General features: G+C 71.3%; 16 protein-coding genes. 11 read left to right on the top strand and 5 right to left on the bottom strand.

Annotated features, from left to right (window positions below):
• Positions 1-88: 88 nt before the first annotated feature.
• Together BV907_RS19850 and BV907_RS17175 are read right to left on the bottom strand one after the other, a co-directional pair.
• A complete protein-coding gene (locus BV907_RS19850; RefSeq protein WP_077490970.1) occupies positions 89-523 on the bottom strand; it encodes a carboxypeptidase-like regulatory domain-containing protein in 435 nt (144 codons plus the stop codon).
• The gene (locus BV907_RS17175; protein WP_077490971.1) at positions 493-909 is read right to left on the bottom strand and encodes an archease; all 417 of its coding nucleotides are present in this window, start codon (positions 907-909) and stop codon (positions 493-495) included. Before BV907_RS17175 ends, BV907_RS19850 begins: the two co-directional genes overlap by 31 nt.
• 114 nt (positions 910-1,023) lie before the next feature.
• Between BV907_RS17175 and BV907_RS17180 the strand changes: the two genes are divergently transcribed.
• Positions 1,024-2,445, top strand: a complete 1,422-nt coding sequence (locus tag BV907_RS17180; RefSeq protein WP_077491010.1) for an RtcB family protein — start codon at positions 1,024-1,026, stop codon at positions 2,443-2,445.
• Here BV907_RS17180 and BV907_RS17185 read toward each other — a convergent pair.
• Positions 2,435-3,475, bottom strand: coding sequence for a LacI family DNA-binding transcriptional regulator (locus BV907_RS17185; protein WP_077490972.1), 1,041 nt, complete (start codon positions 3,473-3,475; stop codon positions 2,435-2,437). The two genes, BV907_RS17180 and BV907_RS17185, sit on opposite strands and share 11 nt — an antisense overlap.
• A gap of 214 nt (positions 3,476-3,689) precedes the next feature.
• On the opposite strand from BV907_RS17185, the gene BV907_RS17190 reads away from it, so the two are divergent.
• Genes BV907_RS17190 through BV907_RS17220 form a run of 7 tightly spaced genes read left to right on the top strand, consistent with a single transcriptional unit; the run spans position 3,690 to position 10,924 of the window.
• The gene (locus tag BV907_RS17190) at positions 3,690-5,006 is read left to right on the top strand and encodes an extracellular solute-binding protein (RefSeq protein WP_077490973.1); all 1,317 of its coding nucleotides are present in this window, start codon (positions 3,690-3,692) and stop codon (positions 5,004-5,006) included.
• A 9-nt stretch (positions 5,007-5,015) separates the two neighbouring features.
• Positions 5,016-5,918 carry a carbohydrate ABC transporter permease gene (locus BV907_RS17195; RefSeq protein WP_077490974.1) on the top strand — a complete coding sequence of 301 codons (903 nt, stop codon included), beginning with the start codon at positions 5,016-5,018 and terminating at the stop codon, positions 5,916-5,918.
• Positions 5,918-6,820 carry a carbohydrate ABC transporter permease gene (locus tag BV907_RS17200; protein WP_077490975.1) on the top strand — a complete coding sequence of 301 codons (903 nt, stop codon included), beginning with the start codon at positions 5,918-5,920 and terminating at the stop codon, positions 6,818-6,820. The genes BV907_RS17195 and BV907_RS17200 overlap by 1 nt, the downstream gene beginning before the upstream one ends.
• 14 nt (positions 6,821-6,834) lie before the next feature.
• Entirely contained in the window at positions 6,835-8,031 is a 1,197-nt protein-coding gene (locus tag BV907_RS17205) for a Gfo/Idh/MocA family protein (RefSeq protein WP_077490976.1), read from the top strand.
• Between the two features lie 2 nt (positions 8,032-8,033).
• Positions 8,034-9,041 (top strand): sugar phosphate isomerase/epimerase family protein, encoded by a 1,008-nt coding sequence (locus BV907_RS17210; protein ID WP_077490977.1) that lies wholly within the window; start codon positions 8,034-8,036, stop codon positions 9,039-9,041.
• 57 nt (positions 9,042-9,098) lie between these two features.
• Positions 9,099-9,797 carry a ThuA domain-containing protein gene (locus BV907_RS17215; protein ID WP_077490978.1) on the top strand — a complete coding sequence of 233 codons (699 nt, stop codon included), beginning with the start codon at positions 9,099-9,101 and terminating at the stop codon, positions 9,795-9,797.
• Positions 9,782-10,924 carry a Gfo/Idh/MocA family protein gene (locus tag BV907_RS17220; RefSeq protein ID WP_077490979.1) on the top strand — a complete coding sequence of 381 codons (1,143 nt, stop codon included), beginning with the start codon at positions 9,782-9,784 and terminating at the stop codon, positions 10,922-10,924. The genes BV907_RS17215 and BV907_RS17220 overlap by 16 nt, the downstream gene beginning before the upstream one ends.
• Here BV907_RS17220 and BV907_RS17225 read toward each other — a convergent pair.
• Positions 10,921-11,865: an SDR family oxidoreductase gene (locus BV907_RS17225; protein WP_077490980.1), complete on the bottom strand. Its 945-nt coding sequence runs from the start codon at positions 11,863-11,865 to the stop codon at positions 10,921-10,923. The genes BV907_RS17220 and BV907_RS17225 overlap by 4 nt on opposite strands.
• 187 nt (positions 11,866-12,052) lie before the next feature.
• Positions 12,053-13,264 carry an ROK family transcriptional regulator gene (locus BV907_RS17230; RefSeq protein WP_245828055.1) on the bottom strand — a complete coding sequence of 404 codons (1,212 nt, stop codon included), beginning with the start codon at positions 13,262-13,264 and terminating at the stop codon, positions 12,053-12,055.
• A 115-nt stretch (positions 13,265-13,379) separates the two neighbouring features.
• Here BV907_RS17230 and xylA point away from each other — a divergent pair, with 115 nt between their 5' ends.
• From xylA to BV907_RS17245, 3 genes are all read left to right on the top strand, one after another.
• A complete protein-coding gene (gene xylA, locus BV907_RS17235; RefSeq protein ID WP_077490981.1) occupies positions 13,380-14,582 on the top strand; it encodes a xylose isomerase in 1,203 nt (400 codons plus the stop codon).
• 65 nt (positions 14,583-14,647) lie between these two features.
• On the top strand, positions 14,648-16,084 hold the full coding sequence (locus BV907_RS17240; protein ID WP_077490982.1) for a xylulokinase: 1,437 nt from the start codon (positions 14,648-14,650) through the stop codon (positions 16,082-16,084).
• A 14-nt stretch (positions 16,085-16,098) separates the two neighbouring features.
• Positions 16,099-17,409, top strand: a complete 1,311-nt coding sequence (locus BV907_RS17245) for a D-arabinono-1,4-lactone oxidase (protein WP_077490983.1) — start codon at positions 16,099-16,101, stop codon at positions 17,407-17,409.
• Positions 17,410-17,531 lie beyond the last annotated feature (122 nt).

Below are 17,531 nucleotides of genomic sequence, written 5' to 3' on the forward strand. Positions count from 1 at the left end.
CCGGCACCAACAACCGCAGGCATCAACACACCCAAGCCGTCACAGACAGCTTGATTTACACCGCCCCATGCGTACCCGAGACGATCTCTCAGCGGATGCCGGTGTCGCAGTGGATGTCTGCACGGGTGGTGGAGCTGGGCCGCACGGTGACTGCTGTGTCGGGGCAGTGCGGCAGCACCGACGGGATGACGACTACTAGGACGTAGCTGCCCGGCGGGAGGCTGAGAGCGTAGCGCCCAGACGAATCGCTGCGGGTCGACGCCACGGTGTTGCCTGACGAATCGTGGGCGTCGATGGCTGCCGAGACCGGGTGCGGGGGACACGGCTGGCCTGGCCTCTCGACCGGACAGGTCGGTCCAGCCGTGACATAGCCGTACGCCGTCCCGGTGGGCGGGGTGGTGGTGGGCGGCGTTGTGGGCTGCGTGCCGCTGCCGCACGATGCCACGAGCAGGCCGACCGCGATCGTGGCTGCCGCCGCCGTTCCACGCAGCCTCAGACGTCGAGGGTGACTGAGCATCGCCATCGGTCCTTGTCGCCCACGAGGGAGAGCTCGTGGAGTGAGACTGCCTTGGGGACCGCTCCGATCTGGGTCAGCCGGTTCACCTCAGCCATCGCGAACACGACGTCGACGCCGCCTTCGACCGGCTCCATGTGGACGTCCACGGGCACGTACCCTTCGGTGTCGAGGAGGTAGATGACCTCCTCGAGCACGGCCACGAGCAGGTCTGCGTCGCTGGCTGCGATCAGCCGGCCGCGTCGTGTGCGGTGGCGGGCGGCGGTGGAGGTGTCGAGGAAGCTCTCGACGGTTCCGAACACCGCTTGTGCGATGCACTCCTCGCGCGTGGGAGCCCACGCCTCGATGCGCAGGTCAGCGGTGTGCGGCACGCTGCGATGCCCCGACGAGATCATGAGGGGTTCCCTCCTTCCCACGGCTAGCCCACGGCTAGCACAGCACGTGCGGGGCCTTATCTTCCAGAGGCCCGGCACGGGATGATGGGTGAGGGGCAACCGGAGTGTGACGTCATGAGGATCGTCCAGGAGACGCCGTACCGCTTCCGCATCGAGCAGGAGGGCGCGATGCGGGTGCCGGGGATCGTGTTTGCCTCGAGGGTATTGCTGCCGCGCGAACAGGGGGACAAGGCGCTGGGGCAGGTCGCGAACGTGGCGACGCTCCCGGGAATCGTGGCTGCCTCGTACGCGATGCCAGACGTGCACTGGGGGTACGGCTTTCCGATCGGCGGCGTGGCGGCCACTGATGTCGATGCCGACGGGGTGGTCTCGCCGGGAGGGGTGGGATTCGACATCTCCTGCGGGGTGCGGCTGCTGGCGGCCGCCGACCTTGACCGGGCCGGGCTGGTGCCCCGGCTGCCTGAGGTGATGGACGATCTCGGCCGGGCCATTCCGCGGGGTGCAGGCGGCAGGGGCGTGTGGCGGCTGCAGGACCGGGCGATGATGCGCCGGGTGCTCGAGGGTGGTGTTCGCTACGCACTGGAGCAGGGTCGCGGTGTGCCACGGGATGCGGAGCGCTGCGAGGACCGTGGCGTGCTCGAGGGCGCGGACTGGGCCGCGGTGAGCGAGCGGGCGATCGAGCGCGGCCTGGCGCAGATGGGCAGCCTGGGCTCGGGCAACCACTTCCTCGAGGTGCAGGCCGTCGACGAGGTCTTCGACCGCGACGCGGCGGAACGGATGGGGTTGCACACGGGGTCGGTGTGCGTGATGATCCACTGCGGCTCCCGTGGCCTTGGCCACCAGATCTGCACTGACCACGTCCAAGTCATGGACAGGGCCATGAGCCGATACGGGATCAGTGTGCCGGACCGGCAGCTGGCCTGCGCGCCGGTCGGCTCGCCGGAGGGCCAGGCCTATCTGGCGGCCATGGCGGCGGCCGCGAACTACGGGCGGGCGAACCGCCAAGTGCTGGGTGAGGCGGTCCGGCAGGTCTTCGCGAAGCGGCTGGGCGCCACGCTGGACCTGGTCTACGACGTCTCGCACAACCTCGCCAAGATCGAGATCCATCAGGTTGGGGGGAGCGCCCGGAGGCTGTGCGTGCACCGCAAGGGCGCGACACGGTCGCTGCCGCGCCGTCACCCGGACCTCCCGGGCGACCTGGCGGGCGTCGGCCAGCCGGTCCTGATCCCGGGGACGATGGGGACGGCGTCGTATGTCCTCGTGGGGGTCGAGGGAAACCCCGCCTTCTCGTCGACGGCGCACGGGGCTGGTCGGGTGGTGAGCCGGCACCAAGCGGCGCGGGGGACGAGCGGAAGGCTGCTGCGGGACCAACTCGAGGCCCAGGGCATCCTGGTCCGAGGCAGCTCAGGGCTGGGCCTCGCCGAGGAGAAGCCCCAGGCGTACAAGGACATCGACGCCGTCGTGGACGCGAGCGACCAGGCGGGCCTGGCACGCAAGGTTGCCCGCCTCGTCCCGCTGGGCGTGGTCAAGGGGTAGGCGGCGCCGAGGTCGACTCGCGCACGACGAGCTGGGTCGCGAGCTCGACCCGGTGCGAGTCGAGTTCCTCGCCCCGTGCCTGGCGCAGGACGGCGCGCAGCGCCGCGCGGCCCATCTCCTGCAGGGGCTGCGAGACCGAGGTCAGGGCCGGCACGGCGTCCTCGGCCTGGGCTGTGCCGTCGAACCCGACGAGGCTCAGCTCGTCGGGGACGCGGACGCCCTGGCGGCGGGCCTCGCGGAGGACGCCGACGGCGATGCTGTCGCTCGCGGCGAAGATGGCCGTCGGCCGCTCCTTGCGCTTGAGCAGCTCCCTGAGCCCCTCGACGCCGTGCTCGGTGCGGAACTGCCCGTGGACGATCCAGTCCTGCTCGACCGGCACGCCCCTGGACATGAGCGCGGAGAGATAGCCGTGCAGGCGGGCCTGGTTGCACTCCGCGTCCTCCGGCCCGCCGAGGTAGGCGATCCGGCGGTGGCCGAGGTCGAGCAGGTGCTCGGCGGCCGCCTTGCCGCCGGCCCAGTTCGTCGCACCGACGCTCACGAGGTCCGGTGGCGGCGGGTTGAGGGGGTCGATGACGACGACGGGGATCTTCCGGCGTCGGAAGGCCGAAAGCTGCGGCTCGCTGAACGCGGAGGTGACGACGATGAGCCCCGCGCGGCCCTCGTCGAGGAGACGCTGCGCGCGCCGCTCGGGACTTCCCGCCCCGGGCTGACCGCCGCCGGTCACGCTGAGCACGATCTCGACGCCCTGGACGGCGGCGGACTCGAGGATGCCCGTGAGGACGTCGGTGTTGTAGGCCGAGGTGAAGGCGTCGAAGACGACCTCCACCATGTCCGGGCCGGGGGAGGCGGAGCGGCGCTGGACGGGGGAGGAGTATCCGGTCTGCTCGAGCACTGCGAGGACCTTGGCCCGGGTCTCGGGGGCAACGTCGTGGCGGCCGTTGACGACCTTCGAGACGGTGGGCGCGGAGACGCCCGTGATGCGCGCGATGTCCGCGAGCGTGGGTTTCGCCCGGGCTTCCGTAGCGGCCATGGCCCTCCATCTTTCGAAATCTTTCGGTTCCCTCAAGTGTCCGGACTCGGGGGCCCGCGGTCAATCGGCTTTGGTTCATGGCCTGAACTTTTCGTCGCAAACCCGTTGACCGTGATCTGAGTCACCGGCTACCGTTGCACTACACGCCGAAAGCTATTCGAAAGATTTCGGAGCCTTGCGGTCACTGATGACCCCCGAGGATGAACGGAAGACCATGAACATTCGGAAACTGCGCGCGGCCGCCACGGCCGCCGCCGCTGGTGCCCTGGCCCTCACCCTCGCCGCCTGCGGCAGCGCCGGTCCGGGCGGAGCCGTGAGCGCCGATTCGGCCACCATGTGGGGGCTGACGGGCGGCAACCAGCCCGCCCTGCAGAAGTCTGTGGACTCCTGGAACAAGGCGCACAGCGACCAGGGCATCAAGCTCGAGTTCTTCGCCAACGACGCCTACAAGACCAAGGTCCGCACCGCCGTCGGCGCCGGCCAGGGCCCCACCTTCATCTACGGCTGGGGCGGCGGCGTGCTCAAATCCTATGTCGACGCCGGCCAGGTCGAGGATCTCAGCACGTTCCTCAAGGACAACCCGGAGGTCAAGGACCGCTACCTGCCCTCGGTGCTCAAGAACGGCGAGATCGACGGCACAACCTACGCGCTGCCGAACAACAACGCCCAGCCGATCGTCCTCTACTACAACAAGGAGGTCTTCGAGAAGGTCGGCGCCCAGCCGCCGACGACCTGGGACGAGCTCATGGCCCTCGTGCCGACGTTCAAGGCCGCCGGCATCGCGCCGTTCTCCCTCGGCGGCCAGTCGAAGTGGCCCAACCTCATGTGGCTCGAGTACCTCGTCGAGCGGATCGGCGGGCCGCAGGTCTTCGCGGACATCGCGGCGAACAAGCCGGGAGCGTGGTCTCACCCCGCCGTCGCCGAGTCCCTGACGAAGATCCAGGAGCTCGTGGACGCGGGAGGCTTCGTCAACGGCTTCTCCTCCATCGCCGCGGACAGCAGCGCCGACCAGGCCCTCCTCTACACGGGCAAGGCCGCCATGATCCTGCAGGGCGGCTGGATCTACCAGGGCATGAAGAAGGACGCCGCGCATTTCGTCGACAGCGGCAAGCTCGGCTTCACGACCTTCCCGACCGTCGAGGGCGGCGTGGGGGACCCGAAGAACATCGTGGGCAACCCCTCCAACTTCTGGTCGGTCTCCTCCAAGGCCACGGATGCCCAGAAGAAGGCCGCCCTGGACTACATCAAGGACGGCATGTTCACGGAGGAGAACACCCAGGACCTCATCGCCTCGGGCGCCGTTCCGGTGGTCAAGGGCATCGAGGCCAAGCTCGAGGCCTCCCCGGACAAGGACTTCCTGACCTTCGTCTACGGCATGGCCAAGGACGCCCCGAGCTTCACTCTCTCGTGGGACCAGGCGCTGAGCCCGGCCCAGGGCGACACGATGCTCTCGAATCTGGACCAGATCTTCCTCAAGAAGATCACCCCCGAGCAGTTCGTCTCGGCGATGAACGCGACGATCGGCAAGTAGGCGCCTGCCATGGCTCTTACCTCAACCGCCTCCCGGCGGGCCCGTGCAGCAGGCCCGTCGGGGTGGCTGGCCGCCCCGGCCCTCGTGTTCTTCGTGGTCTTCGCGATCATCCCGCTCCTCGGCGTCCTCGCCCTGAGCTTCACCCGCTGGGACGGGCTGAGCGAGATCACTCTCGACGGCGTGGCCTCCTGGGCGCGCGTCCTCACCGACGAGCTCACGCTCAACGCGCTCGTCGTGACCGCGAAGATCATGATCTTCTCCTTCATCGTCCAGGCGCCCATCAGCCTCCTGCTCGGCGTCTTCACCGCAGGCGGCCAGAAGTACCGCGCCGCCCTGGCCGTCCTGTACTTCGTGCCCCTCCTGCTCTCCTCGGCCGCCGTCGCGATCGCCTACAAGGCCCTCCTCGACCCGAACTTCGGCGTCGGCCCCGGCTTCGGCGTCCCCGCGCTCGCACAGGACTGGCTCGGCAACTCGGACCTCGTGCTGTTCGTCGTCGTCTTCGTCATCGCATGGCAGTTCGTGCCGTTCCACACGCTCATCTACCAGGGCGGCGTCCGGCAGATCCCGGCCTCGTTCTATGAGGCGGCGCAGATCGACGGCGCGGGCAGGGTCAAGCAGTTCCTGCACATCACGCTGCCTCAGCTCAAGTACACGATCATCACGTCCTCGACGCTCATGGTCGTCGGCTCCCTGGCGTACTTCGACCTCGTCTTCGTCCTCACCGCCGGCGGTCCGGGCTACTCGACCCGCCTCCTGCCGCTGCACATGTACCTCACGGGCTTCAAGGCCAACGACATGGGCGCGGCGAGCGCCCTCGGCGTGATCCTCGTCGTCATCGGCCTCGTCCTGGCACTGCTCCTGCAGCGCCTCGGCGGCAGGAATGCCAGCGCGAGCCAACTGGAAGGTGCCTGATGGTGTCCACGACGCAAGCCCCTGCAACCCCGGTGGCGCCCCCTCGCCGTCGTGCGCCCGCGGTTCCCCAGGCCAAGGGCCCGGGCCGGGCCCGCCCCAACCTCCTCGGCGGGCTCGGCGGCTGGATCTGGCTCGCGATCATCGTCCTGCCGATCTACTACGTCGTCATCACGAGCCTCAAGGACCAGGCCGGGTTCTTCACGACGAACCCGATGGCCCCGCCCGCCGAGCCGACGCTCGCGAACTACCAGCTCGTGCTCGAGAACAACTTCGCCCTGTACTTCGCGAACAGCCTCATCGTCACGGTGGGCAGCGTGGTCCCGACCCTCCTGGTGTCGTTCATGGCCGCCTACGCGATCGTGCGCGGCAGGGGGCGGTTCCTGTCCTTCACGAACAAGCTGTTCCTGCTGGGCCTGGCCATCCCGCTGCACGCGACGATCATCCCGATCTACTGGATGATCACCCGGGCGCACCTGTACGACACGCTGCTCGCGCTCATCCTGCCCTCGATCGCCTTCGCCATCCCGATCTCGGTGCTGATCCTCAGCAACTTCCTCCGGGACGTGCCGAACGAGCTGTTCGAGTCGATGCGGCTCGACGGATGCAGCGACTGGACGATGATGTGGCGGCTCGCGCTCCCGCTCGTGCGGCCGGCGGTCGTGACGGTGGGCATCTACAACGCCCTGCACGTGTGGAACGGCTTCCTGTTCCCGCTCATCCTCACGCAGAGCCCGTCCACCAGGGTGCTCCCGCTGTCCCTGTGGACCTTCCAGGGCGAGTTCACCGCCAACATCCCGGCGGTGCTGGCCTCCGTCGTGCTGGCGACCCTGCCGCTCCTGGTGATCTACGTCGTCGCCCGCCGCCAGCTGCTCAGCGGCCTCACCGCGGGCTTCAGCAAGTGAAAGGACATCCATCCATGACCGAGCCGAAGCCGCTGCGCGTCGGCATGGTGGGCTACGCCTTCATGGGCGCCGCCCACTCGCACGCCTGGCGCACCGCCCCGCGCTTCTTCGACCTTCCGCTCGCGCCGCAGCTCACCGCCGTCGCGGGCCGGGACCCCGAGCGGGTCGCGGCGGCCGCCGCGAAGCTCGGCTGGGACTCCGCCGAAACTGACTGGAGGCGGCTGATCGACCGCGACGACATCGACCTCATCGACATCTGCACCCCCGGCGACACGCACGCCGAGATCGCGATCGCCGCCCTCGAGGCGGGCAAGCACGTGCTGTGCGAGAAGCCGCTCGCGAACTCGGTCGAGGAGGCCGAGCGGATGACGGCGGCGGCGGACGCCGCGGCGGCGCGCGGCGTGTTCTCGATGTGCGGGTTCTCCTACCGGCGGACCCCGGCGCTCGCGCTGGCGAAGCGGCTCGTGGCCGAGGGCGCGCTCGGGGAGATCCGCCACGTGCGGGCCCAGTACCTCCAAGACTGGCTCTCCGACGCCGACGCCCCCCTAACGTGGCGGCTCGACAAGTCGAAGTCCGGCTCCGGCTCGCTCGGGGACATCGGCGCGCACTCGATCGACGCCGCGCAGTGGGTCACGGGGCAGGCCATCACAGGCGTCTCGGCCCTCCTCGAGACCTTCGTCAGGGAGCGCCCCGTGGGCGGGGACTTTGTCGGCTTGGGCGGGCGCGGCGGCGCTGATGCGCCGCGCGGCCCGGTGACGGTCGACGACGCCGCGGTCTTCTCCGTGCGCTTCGACGGCGGCACTGGTTCTTCGACCGCCGTCGGCGTGTTCGAGGCGACCCGCTTCGCCCTCGGCCGGAAGAACGCGATGCGGCTCGAGCTCAACGGCTCGAAGGGCTCGCTCGCGTTCGATGTCGAGGACATGAACTCGCTGTGGTTCTACGACGCCGCGGACGAGCCGAACGCAGGCTTCCGCAAGATCCAGGTGACCGAGGCCGAGCACCCGTACACCGGCAACTGGTGGCCGGTGGGCCACGGACTCGGCTACGAGCACGCCTTCACCCACCAGGTCGTGGACCTCGTCGGCGCGATCGCCCGCGGGGAGCAGCCCGCGCCGTCGTTCGCCGACGCGCTGCGGGTGCAGAGGGTGCTCGCGGCCGTCGAGGCGAGCGCCGCCGACGATTCGCGATGGACGAAAGTCGGGGGAGCCTGACCATGACACGGCGACCTATTACCCTCTTTACCGGCCAGTGGGCCGACCTGCCGTTCGAGGAGGTGGCCCGGCTCGCCGGCGAGTGGGGCTTCGACGGCCTCGAGATCGCCTGCTGGGGCGACCACCTCGACCCGGTCCGGGCCGCGGAGGACGACGCCTACCTGCAGACCCGGCTCGACATCCTCGACAAGCACCGGCTGAAGGTCTACGCGATCGCGAACCACCTCACGGGCCAGGCCGTGTGCGACGACCCGATCGACGAGCGGCACCGGGGCATCGTCTCGGCGGACGTGTGGGGCGACGGCGACCCCGAGGGGGTCCGCACCCGCGCCGCCGAGGTCATGAAGGCGACCGCCCGCGCCGCGGCCCGCCTCGGCGTGGACACCGTCACCGGATTCACCGGCTCCTCGATCTGGAAGGCCGTCGCGATGTTCCCGCCGGTCCCCGAGGGCATGATCGACGCCGGCTACCGGGAGTTCGCCGAGCGGTGGAACCCGATCCTGGACGTCTTCGACGACGTCGGGGTCCGGTTCGCCCTCGAGGTGCACCCCTCCGAGATCGCCTACGACTACTGGACCGCGAAGCGCACGCTCGAGGCGATCGGGCACCGCGAGGCGTTCGGGCTCAACTTCGACCCCTCGCACTTCATCTGGCAGGACCTGGACCCGGTGATGTTCCTGCAGGACTTCGCGGACAGGATCTTCCACGTCCACGTCAAGGAGTCCGTGCGCCAGCTCAACGGGCGCAACGGGCGGCTCGGCTCGCACCTGGCCTGGGCCGACCCGCGCCGCGGCTGGGACTTCGTCACCGCCGGGCACGGCCACGTTGAATGGGAGCCGATCTTCCGCACCCTGAACGCGATCGGCTACGAGGGGCCCACGAGCATCGAGTGGGAGGACGCCGGCATGGACCGCCTCGTCGGTGCGCCCCAGGCACTCGCCCTCGTGAAGGACCTCGCCGCCATCGCCCCGCCCGCCGCGGCGTTCGACGCCGCGTTCAGCAACCGGTGAGTGACGCGCGCGAGCCGCGCGACCGCCGTCGTACTTGAGAACCAGCAAAGGACACCAGTGACAACAACCAAGAACGCGCTCGTGGTGCGCGGCGGCTGGGACGGGCACCAGCCCGTCGAGGCCACCGAGCTCTTCATCCCGCACCTCGAAGCCAACGGCTACGAGGTCCGCGTGGAGGAGTCCCCGAAGATCTATGCCGACGCCGAGTACATGGCCGGGGTGGACCTCATCATGCAGTGCGTGACGATGTCCACGATCGAGAAGGACGAGTTCGCCGGGCTCCGCACCGCCGTCGAGAATGGCACCGGGCTGGCCGGCTGGCACGGCGGCATCGCCGACTCGTACCGGAATACCTCGGACTACCTGCACCTCATCGGCGGGCAGTTCGCGTGCCACCCGGGCAAGCACCCCGACGAGCGGATCGGCGAGCAGTCGGACAACTACGTTCCGTACACCGTCACGATGCTCCCCGCCGCGGCAGAGCACCCGATCACGCGGGGGATCTCGGACTTCGACCTCGTCACCGAGCAGTACTGGGTGCTCGCCGACGACTACATCGACGTCCTCGCCACCACCACTCAGAAGGTCCGGGAGTGGGACCCATGGCACCGCGAGGTCACCTCGCCGGCCATCTGGACGCGGCAGTGGGGCAGGGGCCGCATCTTCGTCTGCACGCCCGGCCACCGGGTCGAGGTCCTCGAGGACCCGAACGTCCGCACCATCATCGAAAGGGGCCTGCTGTGGGCCAGCCGCTAGAGAACCAGAAGCCCGTGCGCGTCGGCATCGTCGGCTGCGGCGCGATCGTCGCGCAGTACCTCGCGAGCTTCCGCCGTCTGGACGACGTCGAGCTGGTCGCCGTCGCGGACCTCGATCCGGCCCGGGCGCTCGCGGTCGCGGAGGGCTGGAACGACGGCGAGGGCGACGGCGTGCGCGCGCTCGCCGTCGCCGAGCTGCTCGCCGCGGACGACGTCGACCTCGTGCTGAACCTGACCATCCCCGCCGCGCACGCCGAGGTCGCCCTCAGGGCCATCGCGGCCGGCAAGCACGTCTACGGCGAGAAGCCGCTCGCCGCCACTGCCGCCGAGGCGCGGGAGGTGCTCGACGCCGCGCGTGCGGCGGGCGTCGTCGTCGGCTGTGCCCCGGACACCGTGCTCGGGACGGGCATCCAGACCGCGCGCAAGGCGATCGACGACGGCCTCATCGGCGCGCCGATCGCCGCGACGGCGACCATGGTCACCCCCGGGCACGAGCGCTGGCACCCCAACCCGGACTTCTACTACGTCCCCGGCGGCGGGCCGCTGCTGGACATGGGGCCGTACTACGTCACGGCCCTCGTGACGCTTCTCGGGCCGGTGGTCTCGGTCATCGGGGCGGCGAGCCACACCCGTGCCGAGCGGACCATCGGCTCCGGGCCGCGTCAGGGGGAGCCGATCCCGGTCACGACGGACACCCATGTCACAGGTGTCCTCGTGCACGCATCGGGAGCGCTCTCCACGCTCGTCATGAGCTTCGACGCCGCCAAGACGACCTCGGCGAACATCGAGGTCCACGGCGAGCGCGGCACCCTGGCCGTGCCGGACCCGAACCACTTCGACGGCGATGTGCGGGTCTTCGCGCTCGGCGCCGAGGAGTGGGAGACGCTCCCGGTCTCCGCGGGGTACGTCGACGCCGGCCGCGGCTTCGGGATCGCCGACCTCGCGCGGACAGCACCTGGGGAGGAGCCAAGGGCCGGCGGCGCGCTTGCCTATCACGTGCTCGAGGTCATGGAGTCCCTGCTCGACTCCGCGCACAGTGGGCAGGCCGTGGCCGTCCGGAGCACGGCCGAGCGCCCGCCCGCCGTCGGGCTGGCGGAGATCGCCCGGGCCGGGGTGACGACCTCCTAGCCCTGGAACGAGGACCCCGACGACGGCGGGTGGCCGAGGGCGCTGAGCATCCGGGCGATCGCGTCTTCGGCCCGCGGCACCGAGCCGAAGACCTCGCGCTGCCGTGCCGTGTCGGCGACGTAGCCGCCGGTCTCGAACCAGTCGAGCATCGCGGTGAGGTCCCGGACCATCGGCTTGGCCGGGGTGGGGAGCGCCCCGAGCGCCCGCAGCGGTGCGAGCGGGATATGGCGGACGCGTATCCGCCGGCCGAGCAGCCGCCCCGAGATCTCCGCGACGTCCCTCATGCTCACGGGTCGGTCCCAGCCGATGTCGATCCGCTGCCCCTCAACGCCTGCTGCGTCGACGGCGGCGGCGAGGCAGGCGGCCACGTCCGTCGTGAGGACGTAGGTCAGCGGAACCCGCGTGGAGCCGGCCCAGACGAGCCGCCCCTTCGCGAAGGGGTCGCCCCCGAACTGCCCGAGCATGTCCAGAAACGCCCCGGGGCGCAGGGCCACGAAGGGCACGCCGAGCTGCTCGAGCCGGTCCTCGGCCTCCTTCTTGTGCCGGAAGTGGGCGGCCTTCGGGACCCTGTCGCACGTGAGGATGCTCGTCAGCACGAACCGCCGGATGCCGGCGCGGTGCGCCGCGTCGATGAGGTTCGCGTTGCCCACGGTGTCCGTCACCGCGGTGTCTCCCTTGCGGTGGCGCGTGTAGCCGGCGGCGGAGGTGACGACGCTGTCGACGCCCGCCATCGCCCGGTCGAGCGAGCCGGGGTCCAACATGTCGCCCCGCGCGATCTCTGCGCCGGCCTCCTCGAGCCGGCCCGCATCCGAGCCCGGGCGCACGAGCGCTCGGACCGTCTTGCCGCGCGCCAGCAGCTCAGCGGCGACCTTGCTGCCGAGGAAGCCCGTGCCCCCCACGACGAGGACGGGTGCTGTGTTCTGCGCGGGTGCGTCGTCCATGGCGAGATTGTCGTCCTCTCGGGCCGCCGTGTCAGCCCTCGCCGAAGGGGCCGTCCAGCACGTCGACGCGCGTCGGCTGCGCAGCAGGCTCTCGGCGGCACAGCAGGCTCTCGGCGGCACAGCAGGCGCTGCCGCGGGCCTGCTGTGCCGGGACAGGCCTGTCATGTCGCCGAGGGCCTGCCAGGCCTTATGGGAGGAGGACGTGCGGGGCCCCGAGCGCCCGGCGCAGGGCCGCGCCCGCCGCGCCGCGGAGGGCCGCCGTCGTGCCCAGATCCGAGAAGGCGATCGCGCCCGGGGCAAGGAGGCCCGGGGCGAGGTCGTCGAGGGCCGCGGCCAGCGCCGGCTCGATCCACTCGCGCAGCGCGGCGAAGTGCCCGCCCAGCACCGCGGCGGAGAGGTCCACGAGCCGGGCGGCGCCCACGACGGCGACCGCGAGCGCCCCGCCCGCGCGCCCGACGGCGTCGAGCGCCCGCGCGTCTCCCGCGGCGAGCGCCGAAGCGAGCGCGGCGATCCGCGCCGCCGCCGACTCGCCGGCGTCGGCGGGGATGCCCGCCGCGGCGAGGATCGCGTCCTGGCCGGCGACCGTCTCGAGGCACCCGCGCCCGCCGCAGCTGCAGCGCTCGCCGCCGGGCGCGACGACCATGTGCCCGACCTCGCCCGCGTTGCCGCCGGGCCCCGCGAAGAGCTCCGAGCCCATGACGAGCCCGCCGCCCACGCCGACCTCGCCGGAGATGTAGAGGTAGTCGCCGAGCTCGGCGCCGCGGCCGTACCAGAGCTCGGCGAGGGCGGCGCTGTTGGCCTCGTTCGTCAGGACGACGCCGTACGGGGCGCCGGGGGCGAGCGCGTCCAGCGCCTGTCCGAGCGAGGCGCCGCGCCAGCCGAGGTTCGGCGCGGTCAGGACCCTGCCCCGGTCTGGGTCCACGAGCCCCGGGACGGCGAGCCCGCCGCCCAGGAGCTCGATCCCCTCGGCGCCCGCGGCCTGCGTGGCCCGGGCCGTGAGCGCCGCCAGCTCGGCGAGCACCTCCTGCGTGGGGCGGCCGTGGTTGAGCCGCTCGGCGATCTCATGGAAGCGCAGCGCCCCATGCAGGTCCACGACCCCGACGGCGAGGTAGTCCACATTGACCTCCGCGCCCAGGGCCCCGCGCCGCGCGCTGAGCGAGAGGCCGACGCCGGGCCGGCCGCGCTCGCCGGCCCGGGTCACCCCGAGCTCCTCGACGAGGCCGGTCTCGAGAAGGTCCGCGACGAGGCTCGAGACGGAGGCCTTGGTCAGGCCGGTCGCTGCCGCGATGTCCGCACGGGTCGCGACGGCCTCGGGGCCGAGTCTCCCGAGCACGAGCGCGAGGTTGCGCCGGCGCACGTCGCCCACGCGCCCGGGCGCCTCAGCGGTGCGAGTGTTCACGGTCCCTCCCTCAGGCCTGTTGACCACATCACAGTACGGCCCCTATAGTCCTCATATAGTTCAGAATCCATACTAATTCTGGATCCGCCCGGAACACTAGCCCAACGAGGTGCACATGACTTCCCAGACCCCCACTTCGGCCCCTTCTTCCTCGGACAAGTTCACCTTCGGCCTCTGGACCGTCGGCTGGACCGGCAACGACCCCTTCGGTGTCCCGACCCGCGCGGCCCTCGACCCCGTCGAGGCCGTGCACAGGCTCTCCGAGTTCGGCGCCTACGGCATCACGTTCCACGACAACGACCTCGTGCCCTTCGGCACCCCGGCCAACGAGCGCGAGCTCATCCTCAAGCGCTTCCGCTCCGCCCTCGAGGAGACGGGCCTCAAGGTCCCGATGGTCACGACCAACCTCTTCAGCCACCCAGTCTTCAAGGACGGCGGCTTCACCTCGAACGACCGCTCGGTGCGCCGCTTCGCCCTCAGCAAGGTCCTGCGCACCATCGACCACGCGGCCGAGCTCGGCGCCGAGACGTTCGTCATGTGGGGCGGGCGCGAGGGCAGCGAGTACGACGGCTCGAAGGACCTCAACGCCGCGCTCGACCGCTACCGCGAGGGCGTCGACACCGCCGCCGCGTACATCAAGGAGAAGGGCTACGGCCTGCGCATCGCGCTCGAGCCCAAGCCCAACGAGCCGCGCGGCGACATCCTCCTGCCGACCGTGGGCCACGGCCTCGCGTTCATCGCCGAGCTCGAGCACGGCGACATCGTGGGCCTCAACCCCGAGACGGGCCACGAGCAGATGGCGGGCCTGAACTTCACCCACGGCATTGCCCAGGCCCTGTGGGCCGGCAAGCTCTTCCACATCGACCTCAACGGCCAGCGCGGCATCAAGTACGACCAGGACCTCGTGTTCGGCCACGGCGATCTCACGAGCGCCTTCTTCACCGTGGACCTCCTCGAGAACGGCTTCCCGAACGGCGGCCCGCGCTACGAGGGCCCCCGCCACTTCGACTACAAGCCCTCCCGTACAGACGGGTACGACGGCGTGTGGGAGTCTGCGAGGGCCAACATGCGCATGTACCTCTTGCTCAAGGACCGCGCCGCCGCGTTCCGCGCCGACGCCGAGGTCCAGGAGGCGCTCGCCGCCTCGGGCGTGGGCGAGCTCGCCGAGCCGACGCTCGCCGCGGGGGAGACGACGGCGGACCTGCTCGCCGATGCCTCGGCCTTCGAGGCGTTCGACGCCGACCGGGCCGCCGAGCGCTCGTACGCCTTCATCCGCCTCAACCAGCTCGCGATCGAGCACCTGCTCGGGGCCCGCTGAACTCTGTCGCCCGCGACGCCGCCCGTGCACGCCTACCAGCCGCGCTGTCCCAGAGGATGATCCACATGCCACTCGTCGCCGGAGTCGACAGCTCCACGCAGTCCTGCAAGGTCGTCATCCGGGACGCCGAGACCGGGGCCCTCGTCCGCGAGGGTTCCGCCCGGCACCCCGAGGGCACAGAGGTCCATCCGGACGCGTGGTGGGAGGCGTTGCAGTCCGCCATCGCGGCGGCCGGCGGGCTTGACGGCGTCGCCTCCATCGCCGTCGCCGGGCAGCAGCACGGCATGGTGTGCCTCGACGCCGACGGCGCCGTCGTCCGCCCAGCACTGCTGTGGAACGACACGCGCTCGGCTCCCGCGGCCGCGGCTCTCATCGCAGAAGCGGGCGCAGCATCGGTTTCGGCTGACGCTGCCGGCGGCGCCCGCTGGTGGGCCGACACGACGGGCACCGTCCCGGTCGCGTCGCTCACGGCGACGAAGCTGCGCTGGCTCGCCGAGAACGAGCCGGAGAACGCCGCCCGCACGGCCGCCGTCTGCCTCCCGCACGACTGGCTGAGCTGGCGCCTGGCCGGCTTCGGCCCGGGCAGCGGCGCCGAGGGCCTCGCCGCCCTCCGCACCGACCGTTCGGACGCCTCCGGCACCGGCTACTGGTCGCCGCGGACGGGGGAGTACCTGCCCGAGGTGCTCGAGCGGACCCTCGGCCACGTGCCCGTCCTGCCGCAAGTCCTCGCGCCCCTGGCGGCTGAGTTCAAGACGCCGGGCGGGGCCCTCATCGCCCCCGGGGCCGGGGACAACGCGGGCGCGGGGCTCGGCGTCGCGGCCGGCGTCGGCGACGTCGTCGTCTCGGTCGGCACCTCCGGCACCGTCTTCGCAGTGTCTGAGACGCCAACCTCCGACGCCTTCGGCCTCGTTGCCGGCTTCGCCGACGCCACTGGCCACTACCTGCCGCTCGCCTGCACCCTCAATGCGTCTCGCGTCCTGGACAAGACCGCGGCGATCCTCGGCGTCACCCTCCCGGAGCTTTCCGGGCTCGCGCTGTCGGCCCCCGCGGGCGCCGAGGGCCTGACGCTCGTGCCGTACTTCGAGGGGGAGCGGACGCCCAACCTGCCGGACGCTACGGGCTCGCTGCACGGCCTGACCCTGCACAACTTCACTCCCGCGAACCTCGCCCGCGCCGCCGTCGAGGGCATCGTGTGCTCCCTCGCCGATGGGCTCAAGGCCCTCACGGACCTCGGCGTCGCGGCGGAGCGCATCGTGCTCGTGGGCGGCGGGGCCCGCTCGGCGGCCCTCCAGCAGAGCGCCGCGGGCATCTTCGGGCTGCCCGTCGTCGTGCCCGAGCCGGGGGAGTACGTGGCCGACGGCGCCGCGCGGCAGGCCGCCGGCGTCCTCCTCGGCGCGTTCCCGGACTGGCAGACTGCTGCCACCACCACGGTCACGGCCGAGCACACTCCCGAGGTGCTCGAGCGCTACCGCAGCGTGGCAGCGGCGGCCTCGACCACCTGACGAAAGCGGGACGCATGAAGAACTGGGCCGGAAACCTGGATTACGCGGCGGCCTCTGTGGAGCGTCCCGCCTCGATCGAGGAGCTCTCGGAGCTCGTCGCCGGCGCGTCGCAGAGGGGAGAGCGGGTCAAAGCCCTCGGCTCACGGCACTGCTTCAACGACGTCGCCGACACCGACGGCGTCCAGGTCCTCCTGGACCGGCTGCCGGGGGAGGCCGAGCTGGACACCGCCCGCCGCCTCGTGCGCGTGCCCGGTGGCATGAGCTATGGCGAGCTCGCCCGGTCGATCGAGCGGCGGGGCTTCGCCCTGCACAACATGGCCTCGCTCCCGCACATCTCGGTGGCCGGGGCCGTGCAGACGGGCACGCACGGCTCGGGGATCGCGAGCCCCGCGCTGGCCTCCGCCGTGAAGGCCGTCGAGCTCGTCCGGGCCTCGGGCGAGGTCGAGCGGCTCGAGGAGGCCGACGGCGAGGAGTTCCTCGCGAGCGTCGTCGGGCTCGGCGCCCTCGGCATCGTCACCGCGCTCGAGCTCGCTGTCGAGCCCACCTACCGGGTGCGCCAGCAGGTCTTCGAGAGCCTGCCCTGGGACACCGCGCTCGAATCCTTCGACGAGGTCGCCGGGGACGGCTACAGCGTCTCGCTCTTCACCGACTACGCCGGGGACACGATCCCGCAGGTGTGGCGCAAGGTTCGCGTCGACAGTGCAGACGCGCACGACGGCGCCGGGCCGGCCCGCGGGGGCGAGGCCCCGCCGTCGTCCTTCCACGGCGCCGTTCCCGCCACGCGCTCGCGGCACCCGCTGCCCGGGATGTCCGCCGAGAACTGCACCGAGCAGCTCGACGTCCCCGGCCCCTGGCTGGAGCGGCTCCCGCACTTCCGGCACGAGTTCACGCCCAGCAAGGGGGACGAGCTGCAGACGGAGTATCTGCTGCCGCGCCGGTACGCGGCCGACGCGCTCCGGGAGCTGCGGCGCCTGTCTCCGACGCTCCTGCCGCTGCTGTTCGTCTCCGAGGTGCGCACCGCGGCCGGCGACGAGTTCTGGCTCAGCCCGTCGTATCGGCAGGACAGTGTCGCGCTGCACTTCACGTGGAAGCCGCGCCAGCCCGAGGTCGAGGCGGTGCTGCCCCGGCTCGAGGCGGCCCTGGCCCCGTTCGGGGCCCGCCCGCACTGGGGCAAGCTCTTCGCCGCCGACGCCGGGCAGCTCGCCGCCGTGTACCCGCGCCTGCGGGACTTCGGCGACCTCGCCGCCAAGCGGGACCCGGAGGGGACGTTCCGCAACGCCTTCCTGGACCGCGTGCTCCTGGACCGCGTGCTGGGGGCGTCCTAGCCCCCGTTTCGGGTACGTATCTCGTCGCCAAATGCGGATTTCGGGTACAGCGACGCGCGCTGTCCGTGGACCCGAAATCCGATTTCCGCGTCCAGATGCGTACCCGAGACCCTCCGCGGCAG

The organism is Sinomonas mesophila, from assembly GCF_001999765.1.
GTDB classification, from domain to species: Bacteria; Actinomycetota; Actinomycetes; order Actinomycetales; family Micrococcaceae; genus Sinomonas; species Sinomonas mesophila.

What these genes read in the sequence shown, in the direction of transcription:
- BV907_RS19850 (WP_077490970.1), bottom strand. Translation starts at nt 523, where the DNA reads ATGGCGATGCTCAGTCACCCTCGACGTCTGAGGCTGCGTGGAACGGCG.
- BV907_RS17175 (WP_077490971.1), bottom strand. Translation starts at nt 909, where the DNA reads ATGATCTCGTCGGGGCATCGCAGCGTGCCGCACACCGCTGACCTGCGC.
- BV907_RS17180 (WP_077491010.1), top strand. Translation starts at nt 1,024, where the DNA reads ATGAGGATCGTCCAGGAGACGCCGTACCGCTTCCGCATCGAGCAGGAG.
- BV907_RS17185 (WP_077490972.1), bottom strand. Translation starts at nt 3,475, where the DNA reads ATGGCCGCTACGGAAGCCCGGGCGAAACCCACGCTCGCGGACATCGCG.
- BV907_RS17190 (WP_077490973.1), top strand. Translation starts at nt 3,690, where the DNA reads ATGAACATTCGGAAACTGCGCGCGGCCGCCACGGCCGCCGCCGCTGGT.
- BV907_RS17195 (WP_077490974.1), top strand. Translation starts at nt 5,016, where the DNA reads ATGGCTCTTACCTCAACCGCCTCCCGGCGGGCCCGTGCAGCAGGCCCG.
- BV907_RS17200 (WP_077490975.1), top strand. Translation starts at nt 5,918, where the DNA reads ATGGTGTCCACGACGCAAGCCCCTGCAACCCCGGTGGCGCCCCCTCGC.
- BV907_RS17205 (WP_077490976.1), top strand. Translation starts at nt 6,835, where the DNA reads ATGACCGAGCCGAAGCCGCTGCGCGTCGGCATGGTGGGCTACGCCTTC.
- BV907_RS17210 (WP_077490977.1), top strand. Translation starts at nt 8,034, where the DNA reads ATGACACGGCGACCTATTACCCTCTTTACCGGCCAGTGGGCCGACCTG.
- BV907_RS17225 (WP_077490980.1), bottom strand. Translation starts at nt 11,865, where the DNA reads ATGGACGACGCACCCGCGCAGAACACAGCACCCGTCCTCGTCGTGGGG.
- xylA (WP_077490981.1), top strand. Translation starts at nt 13,380, where the DNA reads ATGACTTCCCAGACCCCCACTTCGGCCCCTTCTTCCTCGGACAAGTTC.
- BV907_RS17240 (WP_077490982.1), top strand. Translation starts at nt 14,648, where the DNA reads ATGCCACTCGTCGCCGGAGTCGACAGCTCCACGCAGTCCTGCAAGGTC.
- BV907_RS17245 (WP_077490983.1), top strand. Translation starts at nt 16,099, where the DNA reads ATGAAGAACTGGGCCGGAAACCTGGATTACGCGGCGGCCTCTGTGGAG.